This window comes from Leuconostoc mesenteroides subsp. mesenteroides ATCC 8293 (assembly GCF_000014445.1).
Classification (GTDB): domain Bacteria; phylum Bacillota; class Bacilli; order Lactobacillales; family Lactobacillaceae; genus Leuconostoc; species Leuconostoc mesenteroides.
Genome location: NC_008531.1, coordinates 27501 through 47235, shown reverse-complemented (window position 1 = coordinate 47235; position 19735 = coordinate 27501). Strand labels below are relative to the sequence as shown.

The 19735-nt window shown below is 39.0% G+C and carries 18 protein-coding genes, 16 tRNA genes and 2 rRNA genes (1 of these 36 running past the window's edge); 7 read left to right on the top strand and 29 right to left on the bottom strand.

Annotated features, from left to right (window positions below):
• Positions 1–15: 15 nt before the first annotated feature.
• Both LEUM_RS00285 and LEUM_RS00280 read left to right on the top strand, forming a co-directional pair.
• A tRNA-Asn gene (locus LEUM_RS00285) sits at positions 16–87 on the top strand.
• 362 nt (positions 88–449) lie between these two features.
• Positions 450–1310 carry an aldo/keto reductase gene (locus tag LEUM_RS00280; protein WP_011679046.1) on the top strand — a complete coding sequence of 287 codons (861 nt, stop codon included), beginning with the start codon at positions 450–452 and terminating at the stop codon, positions 1308–1310.
• 51 nt (positions 1311–1361) lie between these two features.
• Here the strand turns inward: LEUM_RS00280 and LEUM_RS00275 are convergent, their stop codons facing one another.
• Genes LEUM_RS00275 through LEUM_RS00255 form a run of 5 tightly spaced genes read right to left on the bottom strand, consistent with a single transcriptional unit; the run spans position 1362 to position 5161 of the window.
• A complete protein-coding gene (locus LEUM_RS00275) occupies positions 1362–2129 on the bottom strand; it encodes an ABC transporter permease (protein ID WP_011679045.1) in 768 nt (255 codons plus the stop codon).
• Positions 2130–2132: 3 nt separating this feature from the next.
• Positions 2133–3038: an ABC transporter ATP-binding protein gene (locus tag LEUM_RS00270; RefSeq protein WP_011679044.1), complete on the bottom strand. Its 906-nt coding sequence runs from the start codon at positions 3036–3038 to the stop codon at positions 2133–2135.
• A gap of 25 nt (positions 3039–3063) precedes the next feature.
• Positions 3064–3897, bottom strand: coding sequence for an MFS transporter (locus tag LEUM_RS00265; RefSeq protein WP_025267643.1), 834 nt, complete (start codon positions 3895–3897; stop codon positions 3064–3066).
• Complete coding sequence (locus tag LEUM_RS00260; RefSeq protein ID WP_011679042.1) at positions 3894–4799, bottom strand: ATP-binding cassette domain-containing protein; 906 nt, start codon at positions 4797–4799, stop codon at positions 3894–3896. Before LEUM_RS00260 ends, LEUM_RS00265 begins: the two co-directional genes overlap by 4 nt.
• On the bottom strand, positions 4796–5161 hold the full coding sequence (locus tag LEUM_RS00255; protein ID WP_010289471.1) for a GntR family transcriptional regulator: 366 nt from the start codon (positions 5159–5161) through the stop codon (positions 4796–4798). The genes LEUM_RS00260 and LEUM_RS00255 overlap by 4 nt, the downstream gene beginning before the upstream one ends.
• A gap of 201 nt (positions 5162–5362) precedes the next feature.
• Here LEUM_RS00255 and LEUM_RS00250 point away from each other — a divergent pair, with 201 nt between their 5' ends.
• The 3 genes from LEUM_RS00250 (at position 5363) to LEUM_RS00240 (ending at position 8681) form a co-directional block, all read left to right on the top strand.
• Positions 5363–5788 carry a CopY/TcrY family copper transport repressor gene (locus LEUM_RS00250; RefSeq protein WP_011679041.1) on the top strand — a complete coding sequence of 142 codons (426 nt, stop codon included), beginning with the start codon at positions 5363–5365 and terminating at the stop codon, positions 5786–5788.
• The gene (locus LEUM_RS00245; protein WP_011679040.1) at positions 5785–7836 is read left to right on the top strand and encodes a copper-translocating P-type ATPase; all 2052 of its coding nucleotides are present in this window, start codon (positions 5785–5787) and stop codon (positions 7834–7836) included. The genes LEUM_RS00250 and LEUM_RS00245 overlap by 4 nt, the downstream gene beginning before the upstream one ends.
• Before the next feature lie 92 nt (positions 7837–7928).
• Positions 7929–8681: an MIP/aquaporin family protein gene (locus tag LEUM_RS00240; RefSeq protein WP_010284482.1), complete on the top strand. Its 753-nt coding sequence runs from the start codon at positions 7929–7931 to the stop codon at positions 8679–8681.
• Positions 8682–8754: 73 nt separating this feature from the next.
• On the opposite strand, the gene LEUM_RS00235 is transcribed toward LEUM_RS00240, so the two are convergent.
• From LEUM_RS00235 to LEUM_RS00220, 4 genes are all read right to left on the bottom strand, one after another.
• Positions 8755–9648: an RluA family pseudouridine synthase gene (locus tag LEUM_RS00235; RefSeq protein ID WP_010284478.1), complete on the bottom strand. Its 894-nt coding sequence runs from the start codon at positions 9646–9648 to the stop codon at positions 8755–8757.
• Positions 9649–9730: 82 nt separating this feature from the next.
• Positions 9731–10171: a MerR family transcriptional regulator gene (locus LEUM_RS00230; protein WP_010284476.1), complete on the bottom strand. Its 441-nt coding sequence runs from the start codon at positions 10169–10171 to the stop codon at positions 9731–9733.
• A gap of 67 nt (positions 10172–10238) precedes the next feature.
• Positions 10239–11300 (bottom strand): glycosyltransferase, encoded by a 1062-nt coding sequence (locus LEUM_RS00225; protein WP_011679039.1) that lies wholly within the window; start codon positions 11298–11300, stop codon positions 10239–10241.
• A 53-nt stretch (positions 11301–11353) separates the two neighbouring features.
• Positions 11354–13552: an LTA synthase family protein gene (locus LEUM_RS00220; RefSeq protein WP_011679038.1), complete on the bottom strand. Its 2199-nt coding sequence runs from the start codon at positions 13550–13552 to the stop codon at positions 11354–11356.
• 101 nt (positions 13553–13653) lie between these two features.
• Between LEUM_RS00220 and LEUM_RS00215 the strand changes: the two genes are divergently transcribed.
• Positions 13654–14094, top strand: a complete 441-nt coding sequence (locus LEUM_RS00215; protein WP_010287964.1) for a GNAT family N-acetyltransferase — start codon at positions 13654–13656, stop codon at positions 14092–14094.
• 35 nt (positions 14095–14129) lie between these two features.
• Here the strand turns inward: LEUM_RS00215 and LEUM_RS00210 are convergent, their stop codons facing one another.
• Positions 14130–14921: a DUF6681 family protein gene (locus LEUM_RS00210; protein ID WP_011679037.1), complete on the bottom strand. Its 792-nt coding sequence runs from the start codon at positions 14919–14921 to the stop codon at positions 14130–14132.
• The gene (locus LEUM_RS00205) at positions 14921–15364 is read right to left on the bottom strand and encodes a hypothetical protein (RefSeq protein ID WP_011679036.1); all 444 of its coding nucleotides are present in this window, start codon (positions 15362–15364) and stop codon (positions 14921–14923) included. The genes LEUM_RS00210 and LEUM_RS00205 overlap by 1 nt, the downstream gene beginning before the upstream one ends.
• Before the next feature lie 235 nt (positions 15365–15599).
• On the opposite strand from LEUM_RS00205, the gene LEUM_RS00200 reads away from it, so the two are divergent.
• Entirely contained in the window at positions 15600–16376 is a 777-nt protein-coding gene (locus LEUM_RS00200) for a TIGR01457 family HAD-type hydrolase (protein WP_011679035.1), read from the top strand.
• 45 nt (positions 16377–16421) lie between these two features.
• Here the strand turns inward: LEUM_RS00200 and LEUM_RS00195 are convergent, their stop codons facing one another.
• The 18 genes from LEUM_RS00195 to LEUM_RS00110 all read right to left on the bottom strand — a co-directional run.
• Positions 16422–17627 (bottom strand): MFS transporter, encoded by a 1206-nt coding sequence (locus LEUM_RS00195; RefSeq protein ID WP_011679034.1) that lies wholly within the window; start codon positions 17625–17627, stop codon positions 16422–16424.
• Between the two features lie 395 nt (positions 17628–18022).
• Positions 18023–18096: transfer RNA gene (locus LEUM_RS00190), tRNA-Ile, on the bottom strand.
• Between the two features lie 32 nt (positions 18097–18128).
• Positions 18129–18199: transfer RNA gene (locus tag LEUM_RS00185), tRNA-Gly, on the bottom strand.
• Between the two features lie 27 nt (positions 18200–18226).
• Positions 18227–18299: transfer RNA gene (locus tag LEUM_RS00180), tRNA-Phe, on the bottom strand.
• A gap of 20 nt (positions 18300–18319) precedes the next feature.
• Positions 18320–18393: transfer RNA gene (locus LEUM_RS00175), tRNA-Asp, on the bottom strand.
• Positions 18394–18395: 2 nt separating this feature from the next.
• Positions 18396–18469, bottom strand: a tRNA-Met gene (locus tag LEUM_RS00170).
• 31 nt (positions 18470–18500) lie between these two features.
• Positions 18501–18590: transfer RNA gene (locus LEUM_RS00165), tRNA-Ser, on the bottom strand.
• 24 nt (positions 18591–18614) lie between these two features.
• Positions 18615–18688: transfer RNA gene (locus LEUM_RS00160), tRNA-Ile, on the bottom strand.
• A gap of 13 nt (positions 18689–18701) precedes the next feature.
• Positions 18702–18775 (bottom strand) — tRNA-Met (locus LEUM_RS00155).
• 28 nt (positions 18776–18803) lie between these two features.
• Positions 18804–18877: transfer RNA gene (locus LEUM_RS00150), tRNA-Pro, on the bottom strand.
• A 68-nt stretch (positions 18878–18945) separates the two neighbouring features.
• Positions 18946–19019: transfer RNA gene (locus LEUM_RS00145), tRNA-Arg, on the bottom strand.
• A 5-nt stretch (positions 19020–19024) separates the two neighbouring features.
• Positions 19025–19108 (bottom strand) — tRNA-Leu (locus LEUM_RS00140).
• A gap of 5 nt (positions 19109–19113) precedes the next feature.
• Positions 19114–19185, bottom strand: a tRNA-Gly gene (locus tag LEUM_RS00135).
• Between the two features lie 8 nt (positions 19186–19193).
• Positions 19194–19266 (bottom strand) — tRNA-Thr (locus tag LEUM_RS00130).
• Between the two features lie 40 nt (positions 19267–19306).
• A tRNA-Val gene (locus tag LEUM_RS00125) sits at positions 19307–19379 on the bottom strand.
• Between the two features lie 4 nt (positions 19380–19383).
• Positions 19384–19474 (bottom strand) — tRNA-Ser (locus LEUM_RS00120).
• Between the two features lie 40 nt (positions 19475–19514).
• Positions 19515–19631 (bottom strand): 5S ribosomal RNA (rrf, locus tag LEUM_RS00115).
• A 98-nt stretch (positions 19632–19729) separates the two neighbouring features.
• Positions 19730–19735, bottom strand: a 23S ribosomal RNA gene (locus tag LEUM_RS00110) (it continues 2910 nt past the right edge of the window).

The window sequence follows — 19735 nt, the reverse complement described above, 5'->3', positions numbered from 1 at the left end:
ATTAATTCAGCTAATTGCTCCATAGTTCAGTGGTAGAATAACGCACTGTTAATGCGCAGGTCCTTGGTTCGAATCCAAGTGGAGCAGTATAAAAAAGCACCAAAATCGATAAGGTTTTGGTGCTTTTTAGTTACTTTAAAACAGCTAGATTCTTTCACCACTCAAAAACGAAACCCCCGCATCCAAAGATACGGGGGAGAGAAGAGAATTATAATTTGAGAGAATAATAATAGATTGAGTGTATCTTTTTTAGGGGGCTTCGCTAATTTGACAAATTAAGTATTATTGTCAATATAATCACTGTACTGCACTAACATTAAACCAGTGTTAAAATAATTATTTTTCTCCGTGCACTAAAAATCAATTAGTGAGGCTGACATGTTATACTGATGGTAACTGGTGCTATCAAAACAACACCGTATAATAAAAGGCTCACGGAGGTAAATAACATGTCCCTTGTAGATACATATAAGCTAACCAACGGCATCGAAATTCCCATAATTGGGTTTGGAACTTGGCAAAGTGCAAACGGTACAGAAGCTTATCAGTCTGTACGTTGGGCTCTAGAAGCAGGTTATCGCCACATCGATACAGCGGCTGTATATGGTAATGAAGATTCTGTCGGTCGTGCCATAAAAGATTCTGGTATTCCACGTGATGAATTGTTTGTGACGACTAAACTTTGGAACGATGCGCACACATATGAAAGAGCTATACAAGCGCTTGACACATCCCTTAGCAAGCTTGGCTTAGATTACGTTGATTTATATTTAATCCATTGGCCAAATCCTGCTGCCCTTCAAAAACAAGGAAAGGATGCCTGGATTGATGCAAACGCGGATACTTGGCGTGCTTTGGAAGACGAATATAAAATAGGAAAAACGACAGCCATTGGCGTGTCAAATTTCCAAATTGAACATCTAGAAGCGCTAGCTAAAACACAAACCATAGCACCCATGGTTAATCAAAACTTTTTAAACCCTTCTGATAACCAACAAGAATTAGTTGACTATGATAAAGATCATGGCATGCTTAACGAAGCCTATTCCCCACTAGGTACAGGAAAGCTCGTTGATTTACCACAAGTCGTTAGTCTGAGTGAAAAATACAATAAATCGGTACCGCAAATATTAATTCGTTGGTCCTTGGATAAGGGATTTTTACCTTTACCAAAATCAACACATGAAACATACATTAAAGCAAATGCCGATGTATTCGACTTTGCTCTAACATCAGCAGAAATTGAATCATTAGATTCACTCACTGGCGTGGGTGGATTCCATACTGATGCTTCCTCAGCCGATTTTTAAATAAAAAACACGAACTCACATTACGTTCGTGTTTTTTATTATTTACTAATTTTAAACGCTACGTTTTCTAAAGATTAAATAAGCGATACCGTACATCAACACAATATATATCAAGTATGCTGATATCATTGCTCCTTGTGACATATCCATTATTTGTGCCATTATACTAGGTTTAACTTGTCCAATACTAGCAATACCTAAATATATATTGAATGGATTCCACTTCAAGATTGGTGCTAAATCAATTAATTTTAACGAAATGACAGAGATGATTGGTGTAGCAACAATCATAACTACGCCAAGTCCAATAGCAGCTCCTGAGCTCTTGACCATATTAGTAACCATCAATACTAATGCAGCCACAAATATCATTTGAAGTGCTACATCCATAATCGAAATCATCATGCCCTGCCAACTGTTCCCTATATATCCTAACTTTTGTGAGAAATCATATTTAGGGGCAAATATAGCAGTAGCCAAAACAGTGCCAATAAAAGCTGATAAAAACAATCCAATGTAAACACTAATATTTAATAACAACTTACTGATGAACACTTCACCTCGACTAAAGCGACGTGACAGCAATGGACGAATTGTACCAAAACCGAACTCTTGGGAGATAGACAAAGCAGTAATAATGATTCCTGCCATTTCAACATAAATTAAGGACTGACCAAGGTTAATAATCGATCCAGCTGTTCTTGTTGACTTAAAGATACCAATGATAGCAATGGGAAAAATAAATCCCAAAATCAACCAAATGTATAATCTATTTTGCTTGAATGCTTTGTAATATTCTTGCTTCATTAATGTTAACATGCGTTATTCCCCCTGATTATCAGCCGCTAGCATATCAAGTAGTGACTTTTCTAGATTGCCAGTTGCAGTATTAAGTGATTGAATTTGTATATTGGCCGCATTGAGCGCTGTGATCACTTGCTGCAAATTTTCTGCCCCACTAATTTGCAACTGACTGTTGTCAATTGTAGCTTGCCAGTTTTTATCTTGTGCTATTTGTAGAGCTAATTCATTATCACTAGTGTCAAATGTCCAACGTGCTTGGTCATGAATAAAGAACGTTTCTATGGTAGCCGTTTGAATAATTTTACCGTGATTAATGATTACAACATCATCAACTAGTTTTTGCAATTCATCCAATAGATGGCTTGAAATCAAGAAAGCCACCCCTTCTTCAGCCAATGAGCGAATTAATTCACGCAAGTCGTGAACAGATTGTGGGTCAAGTCCGTTCATTGGTTCATCCAAAATAACTAATTTTGGATTTCGGATGAGCGCAATAGCAATACCAAGGCGCTGTTTCATGCCTAATGAAAAGTTTTTCGCCTTGCGTTTTCCAAAATTGTCCCCGTCAATTTGCGTTTTATGCATTAATTCTTTGAAATCAGCGGGATTTTTTGTGTCCATTGCATACAACTTCAAGTGTTCTAGCGCGGTTAAGTTCGGATAAATGGCTGGATATTCAATCAAATTACCAATTTTATCAAGCGCACTATGATTATTAAAGGTCACAGGTTGCCCATCAAACGTGATTTGTCCAGATGAGTAGCTCATTAAACCAGTAATAGCACGCATGGTTGTTGATTTACCAGCGCCATTGGGACCAATCAATCCAACAATGTGACCAGCTTCAACGTTGAAACTGACGTCGTCCATTGCTGCTCTATTACCATACTTTTTATTAACGTTCTTTACTTCCAATAATGCCATGTTTTTCCCCTTTTTATTGAATCAACTATTTTTGCCAAGATAGTTTTGGTTTAAATACGAAGATGAATGTGATTACGCTCAAAACTACTGGTAATACGAATGAGCTTGCTGTCAGTGGACTCTCATTTAGTGGCAAGAACAGTGTTGAGATAAACACAAATATAACCACTGGCCACCGCAAAGCCGGTACACGTACTGCGTCGTGTTCACTTTCTATCCCGATAATGCCCACAATATAGTAGCTAGCACCCAGTAAGAGCAGTGCTACGATAAATGTAACTAACGTTGTAAACTCAGCGTTTTGAACTAGTTCTTTCATCCCAAAGTCAATAGATATTGTGTTCACACCCACAGATAGCGATGAGCAAACAACTAATGCAAAAAAACTACCTACGATTTTTTGCCATATTGGTCCAACAATTGTACTAACCAACACCACCACACTAGCCACGTAAAATAATTCCACACCGTCGTTTAAATTGTTACTCGCCACTTTGTGCAAATTATCAGAGCGTATTGTAATGGACATAAATAAGTCAATAGCAGCACCCAATATAATTGGCGCAATAATCATCCACACCACCTTACTGATGAAGAACTGCCTTCTAGAGGCACTTTGCGTACTCAACCAGGTATTCAAGTGTCTTGTTTGATCTGCGTACGTAGCGGCGCCTGCTGCTATGAGCATTATACCCATAAGTACGCCTCCTAACTCGCTGTCACTTCCTATGTTTGTTATTGCTCGCCCATAATATGTATTCACGCCCCCAATAAAACAAGTCACTAGAACACCAAGGATCGCTATTAATATAATTTGATTAGATTTAATCCTGCCATATAACCGTAGTGCTTGTTTCATTGTTCACCCCCTAATTCTTGCTGCCAAGCATATACTTCGTTGGCAAAGCTCGCGCGGAATATGTCTTCACTGCTAATGGGTAGTTCTTCTATGAACTTGAAATCCGATCCAGCTAACTTAATACCAATATCTTCATCAAAATTATCAAACACAATGGTTACAATATGACCAACCTGAGCAATGATCGTCCCATTGTTCCTTAGAAATTCTGGCATCACATCCCCATCGTAAGCCAGTTGATACTTTTTAATGTTTTTATTATTTTCAATCGCAAATGCGCGATCAATTGTACCATCTTTTAGCAATAGAATACGATCAACTAAAGTATCAAGTTCAACCAAATTATGTGACGCAATGAGAACAGTCGTATTGTTTTTTGTAACACGGTCAATAATTAACTGTTTTACCTGATCTCGAACTAATACGTCTAATCCATCAAGCGGTTCATCTAATAAAACATATTGGGCACGGCTAGCGAAGCTGACAATAATCGTGAACAACGCTTTCATCCCTTTTGAGTAATTTTGAACACGTTTATTATTGTTTAGTCCAAATTGATTCAAACGTTCATCGTACCATTCTGAATCAAAATTCACATAAGCGACAGATAAAATTGATTTAATCCGCTTTGGTGTGTAATATGCTAGCCAATTGTCTGGCATATCAATATAAAATAATTGGTCGTGAACTGCAATTGTTTTCATATAATCTTTATTATCTAGACCAATACGACCAAAATCAGCTTGCATCTCCCCAGATATTGTTCTAAATAAAGTTGTTTTCCCCGCACCATTACGCCCAACTAGACCAACAACTTCTCCCTCTTTGAGTTCAAAGCTTGCATTATTTAGAATGGCATGATGGTGTATCTTTTTAGAAATATTTTCTAAAATTAAACTCATGATATTTCTCCATATAATTCTTCAATCCAACTATGTAGCTGCTTGGCATCAATAGATGCACGTTTGGCCTCAATAACAATTTCGGTCATTTTTAAACGTAATTGTGCTAATAATTTATCATCTACAATACCCTCGTTTTCGCGAACAAAAGTACCTTTACCAGTCACCGTTTCAATCACATTTTGCGTTTCAAGAGCCTTATAAGCCTTTGCCACTGTATTTGGATTTAATCCCTCAATTAAAGCCATTTCTCGGACTGATGGTAATTTATCACCAATATGCAATACACCAGACGCAATTTGCGCTTTAATACGCCACATTAACTGCTCATATAATGGTTGACTGCGTTGAATTTGCGCCATCTGTGCACTTCCTTATTAAATTTTGATAGGTTTTTATAAATTGTCCTATCAATAACTGTTCCTTTGTGTGTTTCATTGTTCCCCATGATATCTGTACTACGTGTACTATAATACACAGTACACTTTGTCTTGTCAATCATTTTTATTTATAAAGCATTCAAAATAGTTGTGTTTTTTAGTTTACAGTTGTAGACTAAAAGTATGAATAAATTACTAACAACAAGTGAATGGGAAATAATGCGTGTGATATGGACGTTAGGTGAAGCTACCACCAATCAAATCATTCATATTATGCATAACCAGAAAGATTGGCAGCCATCAACGGTTAAAACGCTGATCAACCGAATACTAAAAAAAGGATTGTTACGTACAGATGGTGCTACACGCAATCGATTATACACACCAACTGTAGGTGAACATGAAACGATGACCCAAACACTACGTGCCACAATCGACGATATGTGTGCCATGTGTATAGGCCACACATTAGTGGATGTACTTGCTGACATGACCTTATCTCAATCAGACATTGTCAAACTACAAGCGTTACTAGCACAAAAAGTGAAAAATGCCCCGGAAAGCATTGCTTGTAACTGTCTACCCGAAAACTGTGAGGATTGTAAATGACTATGAACCATGATCACATGAATATGACAAATAAAAATACATCACATGAGCACCATGACATGTCAAGCATGAACCACGATCATATGGAAATGTCCAGTCATGAACACACTTCTCATGCCGGCATGGACAGTATGGATATGTCAGACATGAAACGCCGTTTTTGGTGGGCTTTTTTCTTAATGCTTCCAATCATCATTATCACACCCTTCATGGGTATCCATTTGCCATTTACTTTTACTTTTCCTGGCAGTTCTTGGGTATCTGCGCTATTATCTACCCTCCTCTACTTCATTGGTTCCAAACCTTTTTGGGATGGTGCGCGCGCTGAATTTCGTACTAAAAAGCCCGCTATGATGAGCTTAATTACCGTCGGACTGAATGTTACTTTTTGGTATTCTATTTACGCGGTTCTATCGACGCAACTATTTCATGTTCACGTTATGGATTTCTTTTGGGAATTTGCAACACTAAATGTTATTATGCTTCTAGGTCACCGAATTGAGATGTCTGTGACCATGCAAGCCGGAGATGCGACGGCTAAGTTACGCGAATTAATGCCAAACATTGCTCATGTCAAACATAATGATATGTTGATGGATATGCCTATTGACACACTAAAATCAAACATGATTGTTCGTGTGTTGGCTGGTGAATCTTTCCCTGCTGATGGTACCGTAGTTGAAGGTGTAAGCCAGGTTGATGAATCTTTAATGACTGGTGAAAGTCGACTAGTCGAAAAGAAAATAGGTTCTCAAGTGGTTGGTGGTACCATTAATGGTAATGGTACGCTCGATGTCAAATTAACGACTGTTGGGGATGATTCATTTATTGGCCAGCTAAAAGAAACCTTACTATCTTCTCAAGATAAGAAATCACGCGCTGAAACACTAGCAGACAAAGTCGCAGCATGGTTGTTTTGGGTGGCTCTATTATTTGCTATTGGTTCTCTACTTATTTGGACGCCACTACGCGGACTAGGTTTTGCAGTTAATATTGCCGCAACTGTGTTAGTCATTGCCTGCCCCCATGCTTTGGGTCTAGCAGTACCTTTGGTCATCAATCGAACAAAGGCGATTGCAGCAAAAGAAGGCATATTAATCAAAAATCGTAAAGCACTAGTGGCAGCAAATCATTTAAAGTTTGCTTTGATGGATAAAACTGGTACATTAACAACTGGAAAATTTACTGTACAGCACTTTAGTGTCTATGACTTTGATCAAAGTAAAGCACTAGGAATTATGAGCGCATTAGACCAGCAATCTACCCACCCACTTGCGCAATCCATTGTTAACTACGCAAAAGAACAACACGCGCCAAAAATACAAGCATCACACGTAGAAAACATTGCCGGTTATGGTGTACGTGGTAAAATAGATGATCAATTATATACACTTGCTTCGGCAAAATATCTCAAACAAAATCATATTACTTTTACGCCACTACAAACGGAAGGCTCAATCTCTTACTTATTGGAAGAGGGACGCGTTATAGCTGCAATAGCACAGGGGGACCATCTCAAAGAATCAGCTCCTGCCTTTATTCGCACCTTATTGAACCAAGGGATCACACCTGTTATGATTACAGGTGACAACGAATTGGCTGCTAAACAGATTGCTGACGAGTTAAAAATAACAGATATCCATTCACAAGTATCCCCTCAAGACAAAATCAATCTGGTTTCAGAGTATCAACAACATGGTACGACAATGATGATTGGTGATGGTATTAATGATGCCCCAGCCTTAGCTCAAGCTAATTTAAGTATTGCCATCGGTGTTGGAACGGAAGTAGCGCATGCTTCCGCTGATGCTATATTAATAGCTGATCAGTTATCAAAAATTATTGACTTTATTAATCTAGCTAAGCGTAGCAATACTAAACAAGTGCAAAACCTGTGGTGGGGAGCTAGTTACAACATTATTGCTATTCCTTTAGCTGCCGGTGTGTTGGCATTTGCTGGTATAATGCTAAACCCAATGATTGCCGCATTAATTATGTCACTGTCCACAATCATTGTTGCAATTAATGCATTATTATTAAAGCATTAGTTATACCTTTCCTTAATATTTAACAACCAGTTAATCTAAGAGTGTATAATAGTAGATATTGGTAATTTTACATACATATAAGGAGAAATTTCATGCGTAAGTATATCGCAGAATTCCTTGGAACATTTATGCTAGTGTTCTTTGGAACTGGTAGCGTTGTTTATTCAGCTGCTACAACACAATCGGCCATCACTGTCGGTTTGGCATTCGGTCTTTCATTAGCCGTTGCCATCTATGCCTTTGGTCATATTTCAGGTGGACACTTTAACCCTGCCGTTTCATTGGCAATGGCTATTCAAAAGCGTTTACCATGGGTGACATTTATTGGCTATGTGATTGCACAATTACTTGGTGCTATTGTTGCTTCTGCTGCTGTCTATGGCGGTGTAACAGCTTACCTGAAATCATCAACTGTAACTACTGCTTTGTCTGGTCAATCAATGACCGTAAAACAATTCGTATCCTTAGCTGGTCTTGGACAAACAAACTTCTCTGATGGTTCAGGTTGGTATGCATTTGCATTTGAACTTGTATTAACATTCTTGTTCGTTTTGGTAATCGCAATTGTTACTAAGTTGAATAACGTACCAGCACCATTTATTATCGGTATCTGGTTGGCCGTATTAATTGTTGTTGTATTACCAATTACTGGTGGTGCATTCAACCCAGCACGTGCATTAGCCCCAGCAATTTTTGTTCAAGGTAAAGCACTTACTCATGTATGGGTTTACCTAGTTGCTGACTTACTTGGTGGTGCATTGGCAGCATTTGCCGCTAACTTCCTTGATAAAAAGGAAGAAGTTGCAAGCACACCAAAAGAAGTTAAAGAAACTAAAAAAGCATAATTTCATCTTAGTCAAATAATGATGTCAGATAAAAAGACGAACACTCATTCAAGTGTTCGTCTTTTTGTGTTGCTTATCGTAGCTGTCTTGGAAAATCGCTTGGGAGTGGTCCTGTAATCATTCTTACTCCCTCATCAAACGGCAATGGTATTTTTATGGTTGCTGAATGTAGCAGCATACGGCCATTGTATACTCCACCGTATAGTTCATCCCCAACAATAGGGTGTCCTATACTAGCTAAGTGCACGCGTATCTGATGCATGCGCCCCGTACTTAATTGCACCCGTAGTAATGAACTGCAAAACACCGTATGCATTCGCCACCAATGTGTCATCGCCACTTGGGCTTCTTTCCCGTCAACGGCACGTTTTCGATCATCTCGAGCGTCGATTCCTATCGGTTTTGCGATTGTACCATGATTATCTTGCACGACGCCACTAACCCACGTTACATAAGTTCGTACAATCCGTTTATCTGCTAACATTCTATCTAGAATTGGTACCACGACGGGGTTCTTTGCTACAATTACTAAACCTGAAGTTGCTCGATCTATCCTGTGAACCATATAAGGCTGATCACTGACCTTTCGCTGAATAAACTCACCTGCTAAATAGTTCAACAAAGTATCAGTTTCCGTTGGCGAATGCGGATGCATTTTCATTCCTGCAGGTTTATCAATAACAACCAAGTCTTTATTTTCAAAAATGATATTTACCGACTTCTGATGGTTGGGTAGATAATTTGATTCACTAGTACGAAAGTCATCTGCATCGAAATTAAGCTGCAACTGATCCCCTGTTCGTAATTCATAGTTGGTAGGTACAATAATATTGTTCACACTAAAATGCTTTTTAATTCGCAAAGCGCCGCGAATCCTTTGTGGCACGTACCATTTTATCAATAGTTCCTTAACAGTTTGGCCAGAATTCTGGGATGTTATTATAAAATTATACTGCCACTTTTTCATATATCTAATTCGCTATTTTCATTCAGTTGCCCAACACAGAAATGTGAGTATACATAATAAAAAATGACTGTCTGTTTGACAATCATTTTTTACTATCGACAACGCGATACTTGGCTTTACCATCCTCTAAAAATACGTATAGCAATTGTGTCTCGTCGTCATCAAAGTAACCCATATTTACTGCCACAGTACCTTGAAAGTCTTCTAGGCCCTGAAATGCTTGTTTCATAATATGCTTTGTAATCATTGCACTGTCAATGTGTTCATTAGCATGAATCACTGCTGTACGCAAGGTATCGCCATCATCAATGTGTTGCTTAATAATGCTAACCTTTAAGAATGCACGAAAGCCATATAAGCGGGATTCTTGATCGTCATTACGGTCCAGTGCCTTAACGTAACCTTGTTTTTCCCAATAACGCAGTTGTCGGGTAGACACGCCTGTCATCCGCGCAAGATCACCAATGCCGAATTGTAACTTATCGAATGCTGTTTTTTTATGAATGGTGCTGCGATTGTCCATGAATTAGACCTCTAAGTTAATATTATATAGTTGTCAAGTTACTTGTCAACAAATATCTATATAATAATTAAAATAAAGCTTCCCATTGTTTCAAAATGGGTTCGATTTGAAAATCACGAACACGATTTAAGGACTTTTCTGCTAAATCAAGTTGCTGCTGACGACTGTTGATTAGCCGTTGAATCGCTATAGCTGCCCCATCAATGTCACCGTTCTCTATCAAAACCCCAAATTCACCCTCTTTTAATACTTCTGCGGACCCTGTCTGTCTCATAGCGATAATTGGCAAACCAAAACTCATTGCCTCAACTAGGACAAGCGGTAATCCTTCCCAGCGTGATGTTTGCAGAAATAAACTTGAGTTACGATAATGGTCACGCAATTCATTATCTTTCAATGGACCACGATATATTATTTTTTCATGCGCCCCGTACTCATTGATTAATTGCTCAAAGGTTTCCATATCCTCCTGCATCCCACCCCCGGCAATTGCTAATTGCCAATCATCCGGTAATTTAGTGGCCAATTGTACAGCAAAATCAATTCCTTTGTGTTGAATAGCAATACGTGCCGTAAACGATATAATGTGTTTCTCCAATTTAGAAGGGCCTTTAGGTGCAATTGTCAAAGGGTTCCAAATTTTAACCGTACGTTCATTGTATTTTTTAAAGCCACCTAAATCAAAATCAGTTAGTACCACTACCGCATCTAAAACACGTAAGCCAGCTATAAATTCCTCGCGCATCATTGCATAGTATTGATCTCTATAAGTCGTAATGTTGTTATGCATCCACCCAAGCAGTTTTGTACGTGGCAACTTTGGTTTCAAAACAGCTGCAAAACTGGATAGTAGTCCACCTGCTAAAATAACCACATCATAGCGCTGTGCTAAAAGTGAGAAATTTTCAATAGCTTGGGCGTATCTTTTAAATGGATGCGATTCACTTGTTAGACGTAGCGCGGGCGAAGCAACAACTAAAGGTGCTGACAATCCATAAAACGGTGGTAAATCAGAAAAACTATAATAGGTAACTTCATGGCTTGCTGCCAATGCATTACCGACGACAGTTGTTGCTCGCTTCATTCCCCCGAGTTCAATATTTTCGAGCGCAATTAAAATTTTTGCCATATATTACTCCAAATTTATATTCCCGTCATCACGACAGGTTGATTTCTAAAAAATTATTCGTCGTTACTCCAATCATCCGCATTTCGTGGCAATAATCTGGTTGTATCTGTCGTTTCATCATCAACTTCCGGTGCATCAGTAATATAATCACTCAATGTCGACTTATTACCATTTTGAGCAAACAAACTTGTTGATTTTGTTCCCAATTTTTTATTTTGTTTCTTCAGTCGTTTAATGGTCGCTTCTTTACTGTAGTCAAAACTATTGGCCTTGACTGTCTTGAAGCCTTCAGGTGTATAGAATTTAAGTAAGTTTTTTTGATTTAAGTTATCTGACATGGATAACTTTTTATTTACATATGCTTGAATTTTATCAACCTTGGCCTGCAATGCCTTACCTGGAGTTGTAATCTCTTGCCCTGTCTTAGTATTCCATATTCTTCCCGATAGACTGGCATATTCTGGCGTTATCCAGTCTTTATTTCGAAATACGACAATTTGCTTATGATTTTTACTCAATAAATCCTGCCCGAATTGAATGTAACGTTTCGTACTAATGCCCAATAAATGTTCTATCGTTGGGGCCACATCAATTTCACCACCATAAGTATGGTCAACATAACCGTTTTTCATTCCCGGAATATGAACAATAAATGGTACGCGCTGAAGGTTTGCATTATCTAGATCAGTCCAGTCGTCAGAGTCTTTTCCTAATATTGAAGCTAAATAAGAGGCATCTGTGTTCGAAATACCATAGTGATCACCGTACAAAACAACAGCTGTATTTTTATATAAGCCCGATTTTTTCAGATAAGCAAAAAATTCTTTCACAGATTGATCAAGATAATGATTAGTAATGAAATAATTATCAACTAATTTTGATCCAGTATTGCTCGTTTGGAAATTAGGGTCTTGATCTTGTTTATCTAGAGTAAACGGTGTGTGATTAGTTACTGTTAAATATTTAGCATAGAATGGTTGTTGTAGCCGTTCCAAATAAGGTACTGAATTATGAAATAACAACTTATCCTTCAGACCCCAAGAAGTTGCCTTTTTTCCAGTAATATCGAAATAATCACCTGAAACCCAATTTTGATAACCCATTCGTTTATAAACTGTACTACGATTCCAGAATGAACCCATATTACCATGGAATACTGCACTGGAATAGCCGGCCCGTTGATTCAAAATTGCTGGCATCGCTTGGAAAGTCTGATCATCACCCAATTTAGTAAACAAAGACCCCTGGGGCAAACCAAATGTAGACGTTTCTAACATATTTTCTGCATCTGACGTTTTTCCCTGCCCAACTTGATTGAAAAAATTATCAAAAGCAATGGTTGACTTACTGTGGTAAAGACTATTCAAAAATGGTGTGACTTCCTGCCCGTTTATTTTTCGATCAATCGACATTTGTTGAAAGCTTTCCAGATGAATGACGATTACATTCTTTCCCTTAGCTTTTCCGTAAAATTTAGGATTAATCGCAGCATAGTTTTTCTTAATGTAGTTTTGCACAGCTGTCAATTCTGATGGCGTAGCCGTTTTTCGGATTTGACTAGTTTGATATGTATTGATGGCATCATAAATTGTAAACGGTCCTATACCAAGGTATTTAACCATGTACTCTCGATCGAACTGCCGAACCAGTAATTGTGGGCGATTCAAGTCAGCCAACAATAGATTGGCCATAAAAATAAATACACCGATGGTTAAAATTTTAAATGGTTGTAACCGCATCATTGGACGACTATCAAAATGAATCTTTCGCGCTAAGAATAAGCCAATCAGGATGATAATATCAATCCAGAAAAATACATCATGAATCCCAAACGCAATTGCTCCAGCTGCTTTTCCACCCTGATTAACCGAACTGTATCCCAACATTGTGTTAACTGACATAAAATCAGAAAACTCACGAAAATAAATCACATTTAAATATAGTAGGCCGGTCATTGCGGCATCAAGTAAAATCAATGCACCATAGTATAATTGCTTAGGCTTAATAAATAACGCAATACTAAAGATAATTATCGTAAACCCGATTGGATTGACTAGCATCAAGAATATCTGCAAAGGGTCGGAGACATGTAACCAATAAAAATCAGCACCATATGCCAAAATTGTTTTTAACGTAAATAATACAACCGTCCACGTAAAAAAACCTGTACGAGTATTCAGCTGTTTAATCCAATTTTTTGGCGCCAAAGTTTCATGCCAAATATTTTTTAAATATTTTTTCATAACTATCATTATACCAACTTTGCAGGGTTTAGGTTTATAATTTCTGCTGAACCAGCGTCTCACTGTTATCCCCATTGCTTTTCTTGCACTTAACTTGCTATAATAATGCTATGAAAATACAGATTAAACATGAACAAGGCCTCGGACCTATCCACGAAGATGCCCTAGCAATACGTAAAGCAGTTTTTATTGTTGAGCAAGGGGTTGACATTAAAGATGAATTGAATGATCAAGCTGCTGAAGAGAATGCTATCCATATCGTTATTTATGTTGATAACAAACTTGCAGCCACTGCTCGTGTATTAGCAGAATCAGATGATACTTGGCACATACAACGTGTCGCTACATTATTTCCTCTTCGTGGACAGGGGTTAGGTAGAAAACTTATGGAATACATTGAAACCCTAGCACCATCTTATGGTATTCAAAATCTTGTCCTTGGTGCTCAAGTTCAGGCCCGGGGATTTTATGAATCACTCGGCTTTGCAGCGATTGGAGCGACTTTCTTTGAAGCTGGAATACAACATATACATATGAAAAAAGAGCTATAATCAATTATTAGCTCTTTTTTTATGCGATAGTATTATTATATATGATCATAAGCTATTTCTATTTTTATTTTGTAGGGCTGCACGTCATCAACTAACTCACTCCGTGTCGCTAAATGACTTGGCCCTCCTATAAGAACTACTGAGGCTATTGCCAAGCGATAATTAGTCAATGCTTGAGCCGTAGGTGTTAGACCAACCATAGAAACATTACCCAATTCTCGAGCTTGTAATTGGTTAATGCCGCCGAATATTTGTAGCGTACCATTATTTTCACGCATTGCAAAATAAGGTAACAAAGTCCCAGGATGGTTGGCGTAAATTACTCCTTGTTGCGCAATAATTTGTCGTTGTGCTTGTTCACCAAGATGCCCGTAATCATTTGCTATTAGATCAAGTTGTCGCATCTCTAATGCAAGCGTGTCTAGATTGGCTTGTTGCTGCGCGTCACTTACCACTGTGCCTGACATAACATTCTGTCGACTGTATAGTCCATTAGCCGGCATGATAACCGTCTCCGATTCACGTTCACTCTTTTCCTCATGAGGTCCCCCTAATAATTTCTCAATCCTAGGTGAAACATCCCACTTACTCGTATGCTTCGTAAAATAATATATTATATTCAAAATGACGAAGTAAAGTAATAGTAAGAATACTGCAGCAATTAATGCACCACGCAACCAACGACCATTCACAAAAAAACGATAGGCTAAATAAAGTAGATACCAAACACCCCCGGCCCCAACAACAGTATATATGCGACCCTTGGTTTTTGAATTTGTCGTAAAATATCCGAGATAATGATTAATTAAATCAAGAACTGTCAGCATTATTGGGTATCCTCCGAACTACTTGTTGTACGTGTTGCATTTGATGAACTTGATGTTGCATTATTATCACTTGACGATGTTGCTGAAGATGATGTACCAGATGATGATGTAGCAGCACTTGAGGTTGTCGTATCTGCGGCCGAAGTTGTAGCAGCCGATGACGTATCCTCACCTGATGTATCATCCGATGTTGAACTTGACTCGTCATCGCTGCTCGACGTTGAGGAACTACTTGATTTATCATCACTACTAGTCGATTTACTTGTTGTGCTACTTGTTATCATCGAAGTGCTCATGGCACTACTAGCACTTGATGATACTTTCCCACCTTCACTTGTACCAGTTGCAACGTTTACTGCTAAATTTGCAGCACTGATAGCAACAATTAAGGAAACAATAGCTGATGGTGTTAAAAACGGTGGTGTTCGATATTTTTTAGGCATAATTTATTCCCCTGTTATTCTATTTTACCCTTTCTATATCAAATTAGGATAAAGATTTAACCTATAACCAACGAAAACCCGCAATTACTTGCGGGCGAACTATATTTATAAAATATTTTAGGAGATTTTATTTTAGGGAGATTGAGATGGGAGAGAAGTCCGTTGATTCGTTGTTTGATATCAACCAATGTTGATGGGTATAATATAGACATTCAATATTAAATGGAGATTAAACATGTCAAAATATAAAGCTTACTTCATCGACCTAGATGGCACAATATATCAAGGTAACAAAAAGATGCCTTCTGGAAAACGTTTCATTGATCGACTAAAGGCAGCTAATATTCCTTACCTATTTGTAACCAATAATTCAACCAAAAACCCAGAAGACGTGGCTGATAACTTAACCAAAAACCATGATATTGAAACATCGGCCGACCAAGTTTATACTAGCTCAATGGCAACAGCCGATTTTCTTAAAACGATTGCTTCACCTGACAAAAAAAGAGTATATATAATAGGCGAATCTGGTCTACGGGATGCATTAATAAATGCTGATTTTACAATAACTAGTGACGAAAATGCTGATTTTGTTGTTGCCGGACTAGATCGAGCATTCAACTATGAAAAGCTCACTACCGCTACATTAGCAATCCAACAAGGTGCACAGTTTATTGCAACAAATCGTGATACTAATTTACCCAATGAACGTGGCATGTTACCTGGAGCTGGTTCATTAATTTCTGCCATCCAAACTGCAACACAGGTTGAGCCAACTGTGATAGCTAAACCAGAAATACCCATTATGGATGGTGCGTTAAACAAGCTTCATATTAATCAACAAGATGTTGTTATGGTTGGTGATAATTACAATACTGACATTCTTGCCGGCATTAATTCACAAATTGACACATTACTCGTATATTCAGGCGTTTCTACACCTAAGCAAATTTCTCAGATGGTTCAAAAGCCAACCCATGAAGTTGAAACTTTAGACAATTGGACAATTTAAAAAATAAAAGCGGTATGTTTCACGTGAAACATACCGCTTTTATTTTTAAGCTAATTCCTCGCTAGGAATGGTTGCTACATTTTTTTTGATGCGATCTGGATGATAAAATACCAGATAAAGTATTGCTGAAATCACGGGAATAACAGCTGAAACCAAATACAGTTCACGGAATGTCAACACGGCGTGTAAAGCACCAAGAGCGTATGGTCCGACACCTAACCCCAAGTCCAAGCCGATGAAGTATGTTGATAAAGCAATACCGACACGATGACTCGAAACTAACTTTAAGGAAACCGCTTGACCATTTGACATGAATGTTCCATATCCTAAACCAATGAATGCGCCGGACAATAACAAAGTAAATCCATTATGAGTCAATGCCAAAACAACTAAACCAAGAGCTAAGAAAAAGTAGCTCGGATACATAACGTAATTTTCACCAAAGCGATCAAAAATACGTCCTGACATTGGCCTTGTCAATGTTACAATACCGGCATAGACTACGAAAAAGAATGAACTAATTGAAACCAAGTTCAAAGTTTCCGCATATGAAGCCAAAAATGATAGTACTGACGAATAAGACAAGCCCATCAAAAATCCTACACCAGCAATTAATAATACTTTAAATTCAATGAAACTAGAAACCTTCCAAGACTTCAATTCGGATAAATGTTCTGGTGAAAGCGTCACATTGTTAATTTTAATTGCAAACAATGCAACCATTGAAATTCCAATTAAGATAACCGATAATATCACGATAAATCGAAAACTAGTTGCATTCAATAACAATAAACCAATGAAGGGGCCAATAGCCGCAGCTAAGCTTGTACTCAACCCATAATAATTTATACCCTCTCCTTTGCGTTTCTCAGGAATAAATTCGGTCACAATAGCATTTAGGGCTGTTGAAGTCATTCCGTACGCAAAACCATTAAAGAGACGTACCGCATCTAATATAGCGACTGTTGGTACAAATAAGTAAGCAATTGTTGTAATTAAATATAGAATAGCGCCCCATCGAACAATCTTTTTCCGTCCGATTAGTTCTAACTCTTTTCCAACTATTAGCCGAGCTATTAACGTTCCTATGATATAAATCCCAGAGGCCAATCCCGCTTGCCCAAACGAAGCATGTAGTTGATTGTGTGCAACAACAGCAATTATAACCATCATCAGATAATACACTAAGTACACGATAAAGTTAATAATAGTAATTGTTAAAAAGCCTTTATTAAATAATTTTTCTTCCATTTTCCCAATCTCAAATTCTATTTAGCAACTCTAACAATAGCAAAGTAGCTATGTAGGTGCAAACTTGAAATCAGATTTTAAAACATGCATATCGCGTTCCTTCAATCATTTTAACACTGCGCGCGTTTGCATGAAAATAATGTAATCGTTAAGCCGTTGATATTAGATTACCACGATTTCACAAAGGTTGCAAAATTTTTTTAATTCACTTATATACTTGTCAAATAAGTTGACAAATAAGCTTTTAATATTATTAAATTGCTTGTTTCCTCTTGTGAAATTTATTTTCTTTCAGTAATTTACAGTAATTATTTCTTAGTTTTTTCTATATGAAGAAAACAATACAAAGGTTTTACACAACAAAAAAGGAGAGGTAATCCTCTCCTACTTCTTAATGGGCCATCCAGGACTCGAACCTGGGACCTCTGCGTTATCAACACAGCGCTCTAACCAACTGAGCTAATGGCCCGTATTCCCCTTGCCTACTCTTACATAGACAAAAGCGAATGACGGGAATCGAACCCGCATAGCCAGCTTGGAAGGCTGGAATTCTACCATTGAACTACATTCGCAAGCTTTTCTTCGGGATCCTCTCCCTATGGCGCTGGACGGAATCGAACCGCCGACACATGCAGCTTCAATGCATTGCTCTACCAACTGAGCTACAGAGCCATCTCATTGTTCCCAATGAACGGTCACAGCGGGGCTCGAACCCGCGATCTCCTGCGTGACAGGCAGGCGTCCTAACCAGCTAGACCATGCGACCAATTGCGGGAGCAGGATTTGAACCTACGACCTTCGGGTTATGGGCCCGACGAGCTACCAGACTGCTCCATCCCGCGATTATATTATGACACCTTCTTCAAATGCCTAAGGAGAATGTGGGATTCGAACCCACGCGCCGGTTTCCCGACCTGACGGTTTTCAAGACCGTTCCCTTCAGCCAGACTTGGGTAATTCTCCATTATCTTTCTTACTTGTCCTGCATGGACCATGTTGGACTCGAACCAACGACCGGACGGTTATGAGCCGTCTGCTCTAACCAACTGAGCTAATGGTCCTAAATCGAGCCTATCGCGGCAGGGGGGATCGAACCCTCGACCTCTCGGGTATGAACCGAACGCTCTAGCCAGCTGAGCTACACCGCGGTCTGTCTTGATTAGCTTCCCTAATCAATCGGGATGACAGGATTCGAACCTGCGACCCCCTGGTCCCAAACCAGGTGCTCTACCAAGCTGAGCTACATCCCGAATTAGTCTATCGAGAGCTTATCGCCCCACTAAACTTAAAAAAAGAGTTTGAATTCCTTCAACCTCTATGCACCTAGCAGGAGTCGAACCTGCAACCTCCTGATTCGTAGTCAGACGCTCTATCCAATTGCGCTATAGGTGCATATATGCCGGCGACCGGGATCGAACCGGTACGATATTTCTATCGCAGGATTTTAAGTCCTGTGCGTCTGCCTATTCCGCCACGCCGGCATAGAAGCGGAAGACGGGATTCGAACCCGCGACCCCCACCATGGCAAGGTGATGTTCTACCACTGAACTACTTCCGCATAAATTATGCCGACTAAAGGACTCGAACCTTCGACCCCCGCTTTACAAGAGCGGTGCTCTACCAACTGAGCTAAGTCGGCATCGCTTATCCCGACGTGGCAAGTTTGACATGAATGTCAATGGACGCTACAGGGATCGAACCTGTGACCCCCTGCTTGTAAGGCAGGTGCTCTCCCAGCTGAGCTAAGCGTCCATGATGGAGAGGAAGGGATTCGAACCCTCGAAGCAAGTTCCCCTGCTTACACGGTTTCCAACCGTGCTCCTTCGGCCAGACTCGGACACCTCTCCGATTATCTTCCTACTGCTCTCTACTTCTTTTCTATGTACGGCACCGCATCGTCCTATCCTCGCAGGAAGCGATCCTCCAACTACTTTCGGCGCTATAGAGCTTAACTTCTGTGTTCGGTATGGGAACAGGTGTGTCCTCTATGCTATCGACACGACACCTTGAGTGTTAGCCACTCAAAACTAAATAGTAACAAATTCTTCTTCTATCCTAAACCACTCATAATTGCTTATTCGAATATTTCTATCCGTTAGACTTTGGTT

Coding starts and splice junctions, on each gene's coding strand:
- LEUM_RS00280 (WP_011679046.1), top strand. CDS start 450: ATGTCCCTTGTAGATACATATAAGCTAACCAACGGCATCGAAATTCCC.
- LEUM_RS00275 (WP_011679045.1), bottom strand. CDS start 2,129: ATGTTAACATTAATGAAGCAAGAATATTACAAAGCATTCAAGCAAAAT.
- LEUM_RS00270 (WP_011679044.1), bottom strand. CDS start 3,038: ATGGCATTATTGGAAGTAAAGAACGTTAATAAAAAGTATGGTAATAGA.
- LEUM_RS00265 (WP_025267643.1), bottom strand. CDS start 3,897: ATGAAACAAGCACTACGGTTATATGGCAGGATTAAATCTAATCAAATT.
- LEUM_RS00260 (WP_011679042.1), bottom strand. CDS start 4,799: ATGAGTTTAATTTTAGAAAATATTTCTAAAAAGATACACCATCATGCC.
- LEUM_RS00255 (WP_010289471.1), bottom strand. CDS start 5,161: ATGGCGCAAATTCAACGCAGTCAACCATTATATGAGCAGTTAATGTGG.
- LEUM_RS00250 (WP_011679041.1), top strand. CDS start 5,363: ATGAATAAATTACTAACAACAAGTGAATGGGAAATAATGCGTGTGATA.
- LEUM_RS00245 (WP_011679040.1), top strand. CDS start 5,785: ATGACTATGAACCATGATCACATGAATATGACAAATAAAAATACATCA.
- LEUM_RS00240 (WP_010284482.1), top strand. CDS start 7,929: ATGCGTAAGTATATCGCAGAATTCCTTGGAACATTTATGCTAGTGTTC.
- LEUM_RS00235 (WP_010284478.1), bottom strand. CDS start 9,648: ATGAAAAAGTGGCAGTATAATTTTATAATAACATCCCAGAATTCTGGC.
- LEUM_RS00230 (WP_010284476.1), bottom strand. CDS start 10,171: ATGGACAATCGCAGCACCATTCATAAAAAAACAGCATTCGATAAGTTA.
- LEUM_RS00225 (WP_011679039.1), bottom strand. CDS start 11,300: ATGGCAAAAATTTTAATTGCGCTCGAAAATATTGAACTCGGGGGAATG.
- LEUM_RS00220 (WP_011679038.1), bottom strand. CDS start 13,552: ATGATAGTTATGAAAAAATATTTAAAAAATATTTGGCATGAAACTTTG.
- LEUM_RS00215 (WP_010287964.1), top strand. CDS start 13,654: ATGAAAATACAGATTAAACATGAACAAGGCCTCGGACCTATCCACGAA.
- LEUM_RS00210 (WP_011679037.1), bottom strand. CDS start 14,921: ATGCTGACAGTTCTTGATTTAATTAATCATTATCTCGGATATTTTACG.
- LEUM_RS00205 (WP_011679036.1), bottom strand. CDS start 15,364: ATGCCTAAAAAATATCGAACACCACCGTTTTTAACACCATCAGCTATT.
- LEUM_RS00200 (WP_011679035.1), top strand. CDS start 15,600: ATGTCAAAATATAAAGCTTACTTCATCGACCTAGATGGCACAATATAT.
- LEUM_RS00195 (WP_011679034.1), bottom strand. CDS start 17,627: ATGGAAGAAAAATTATTTAATAAAGGCTTTTTAACAATTACTATTATT.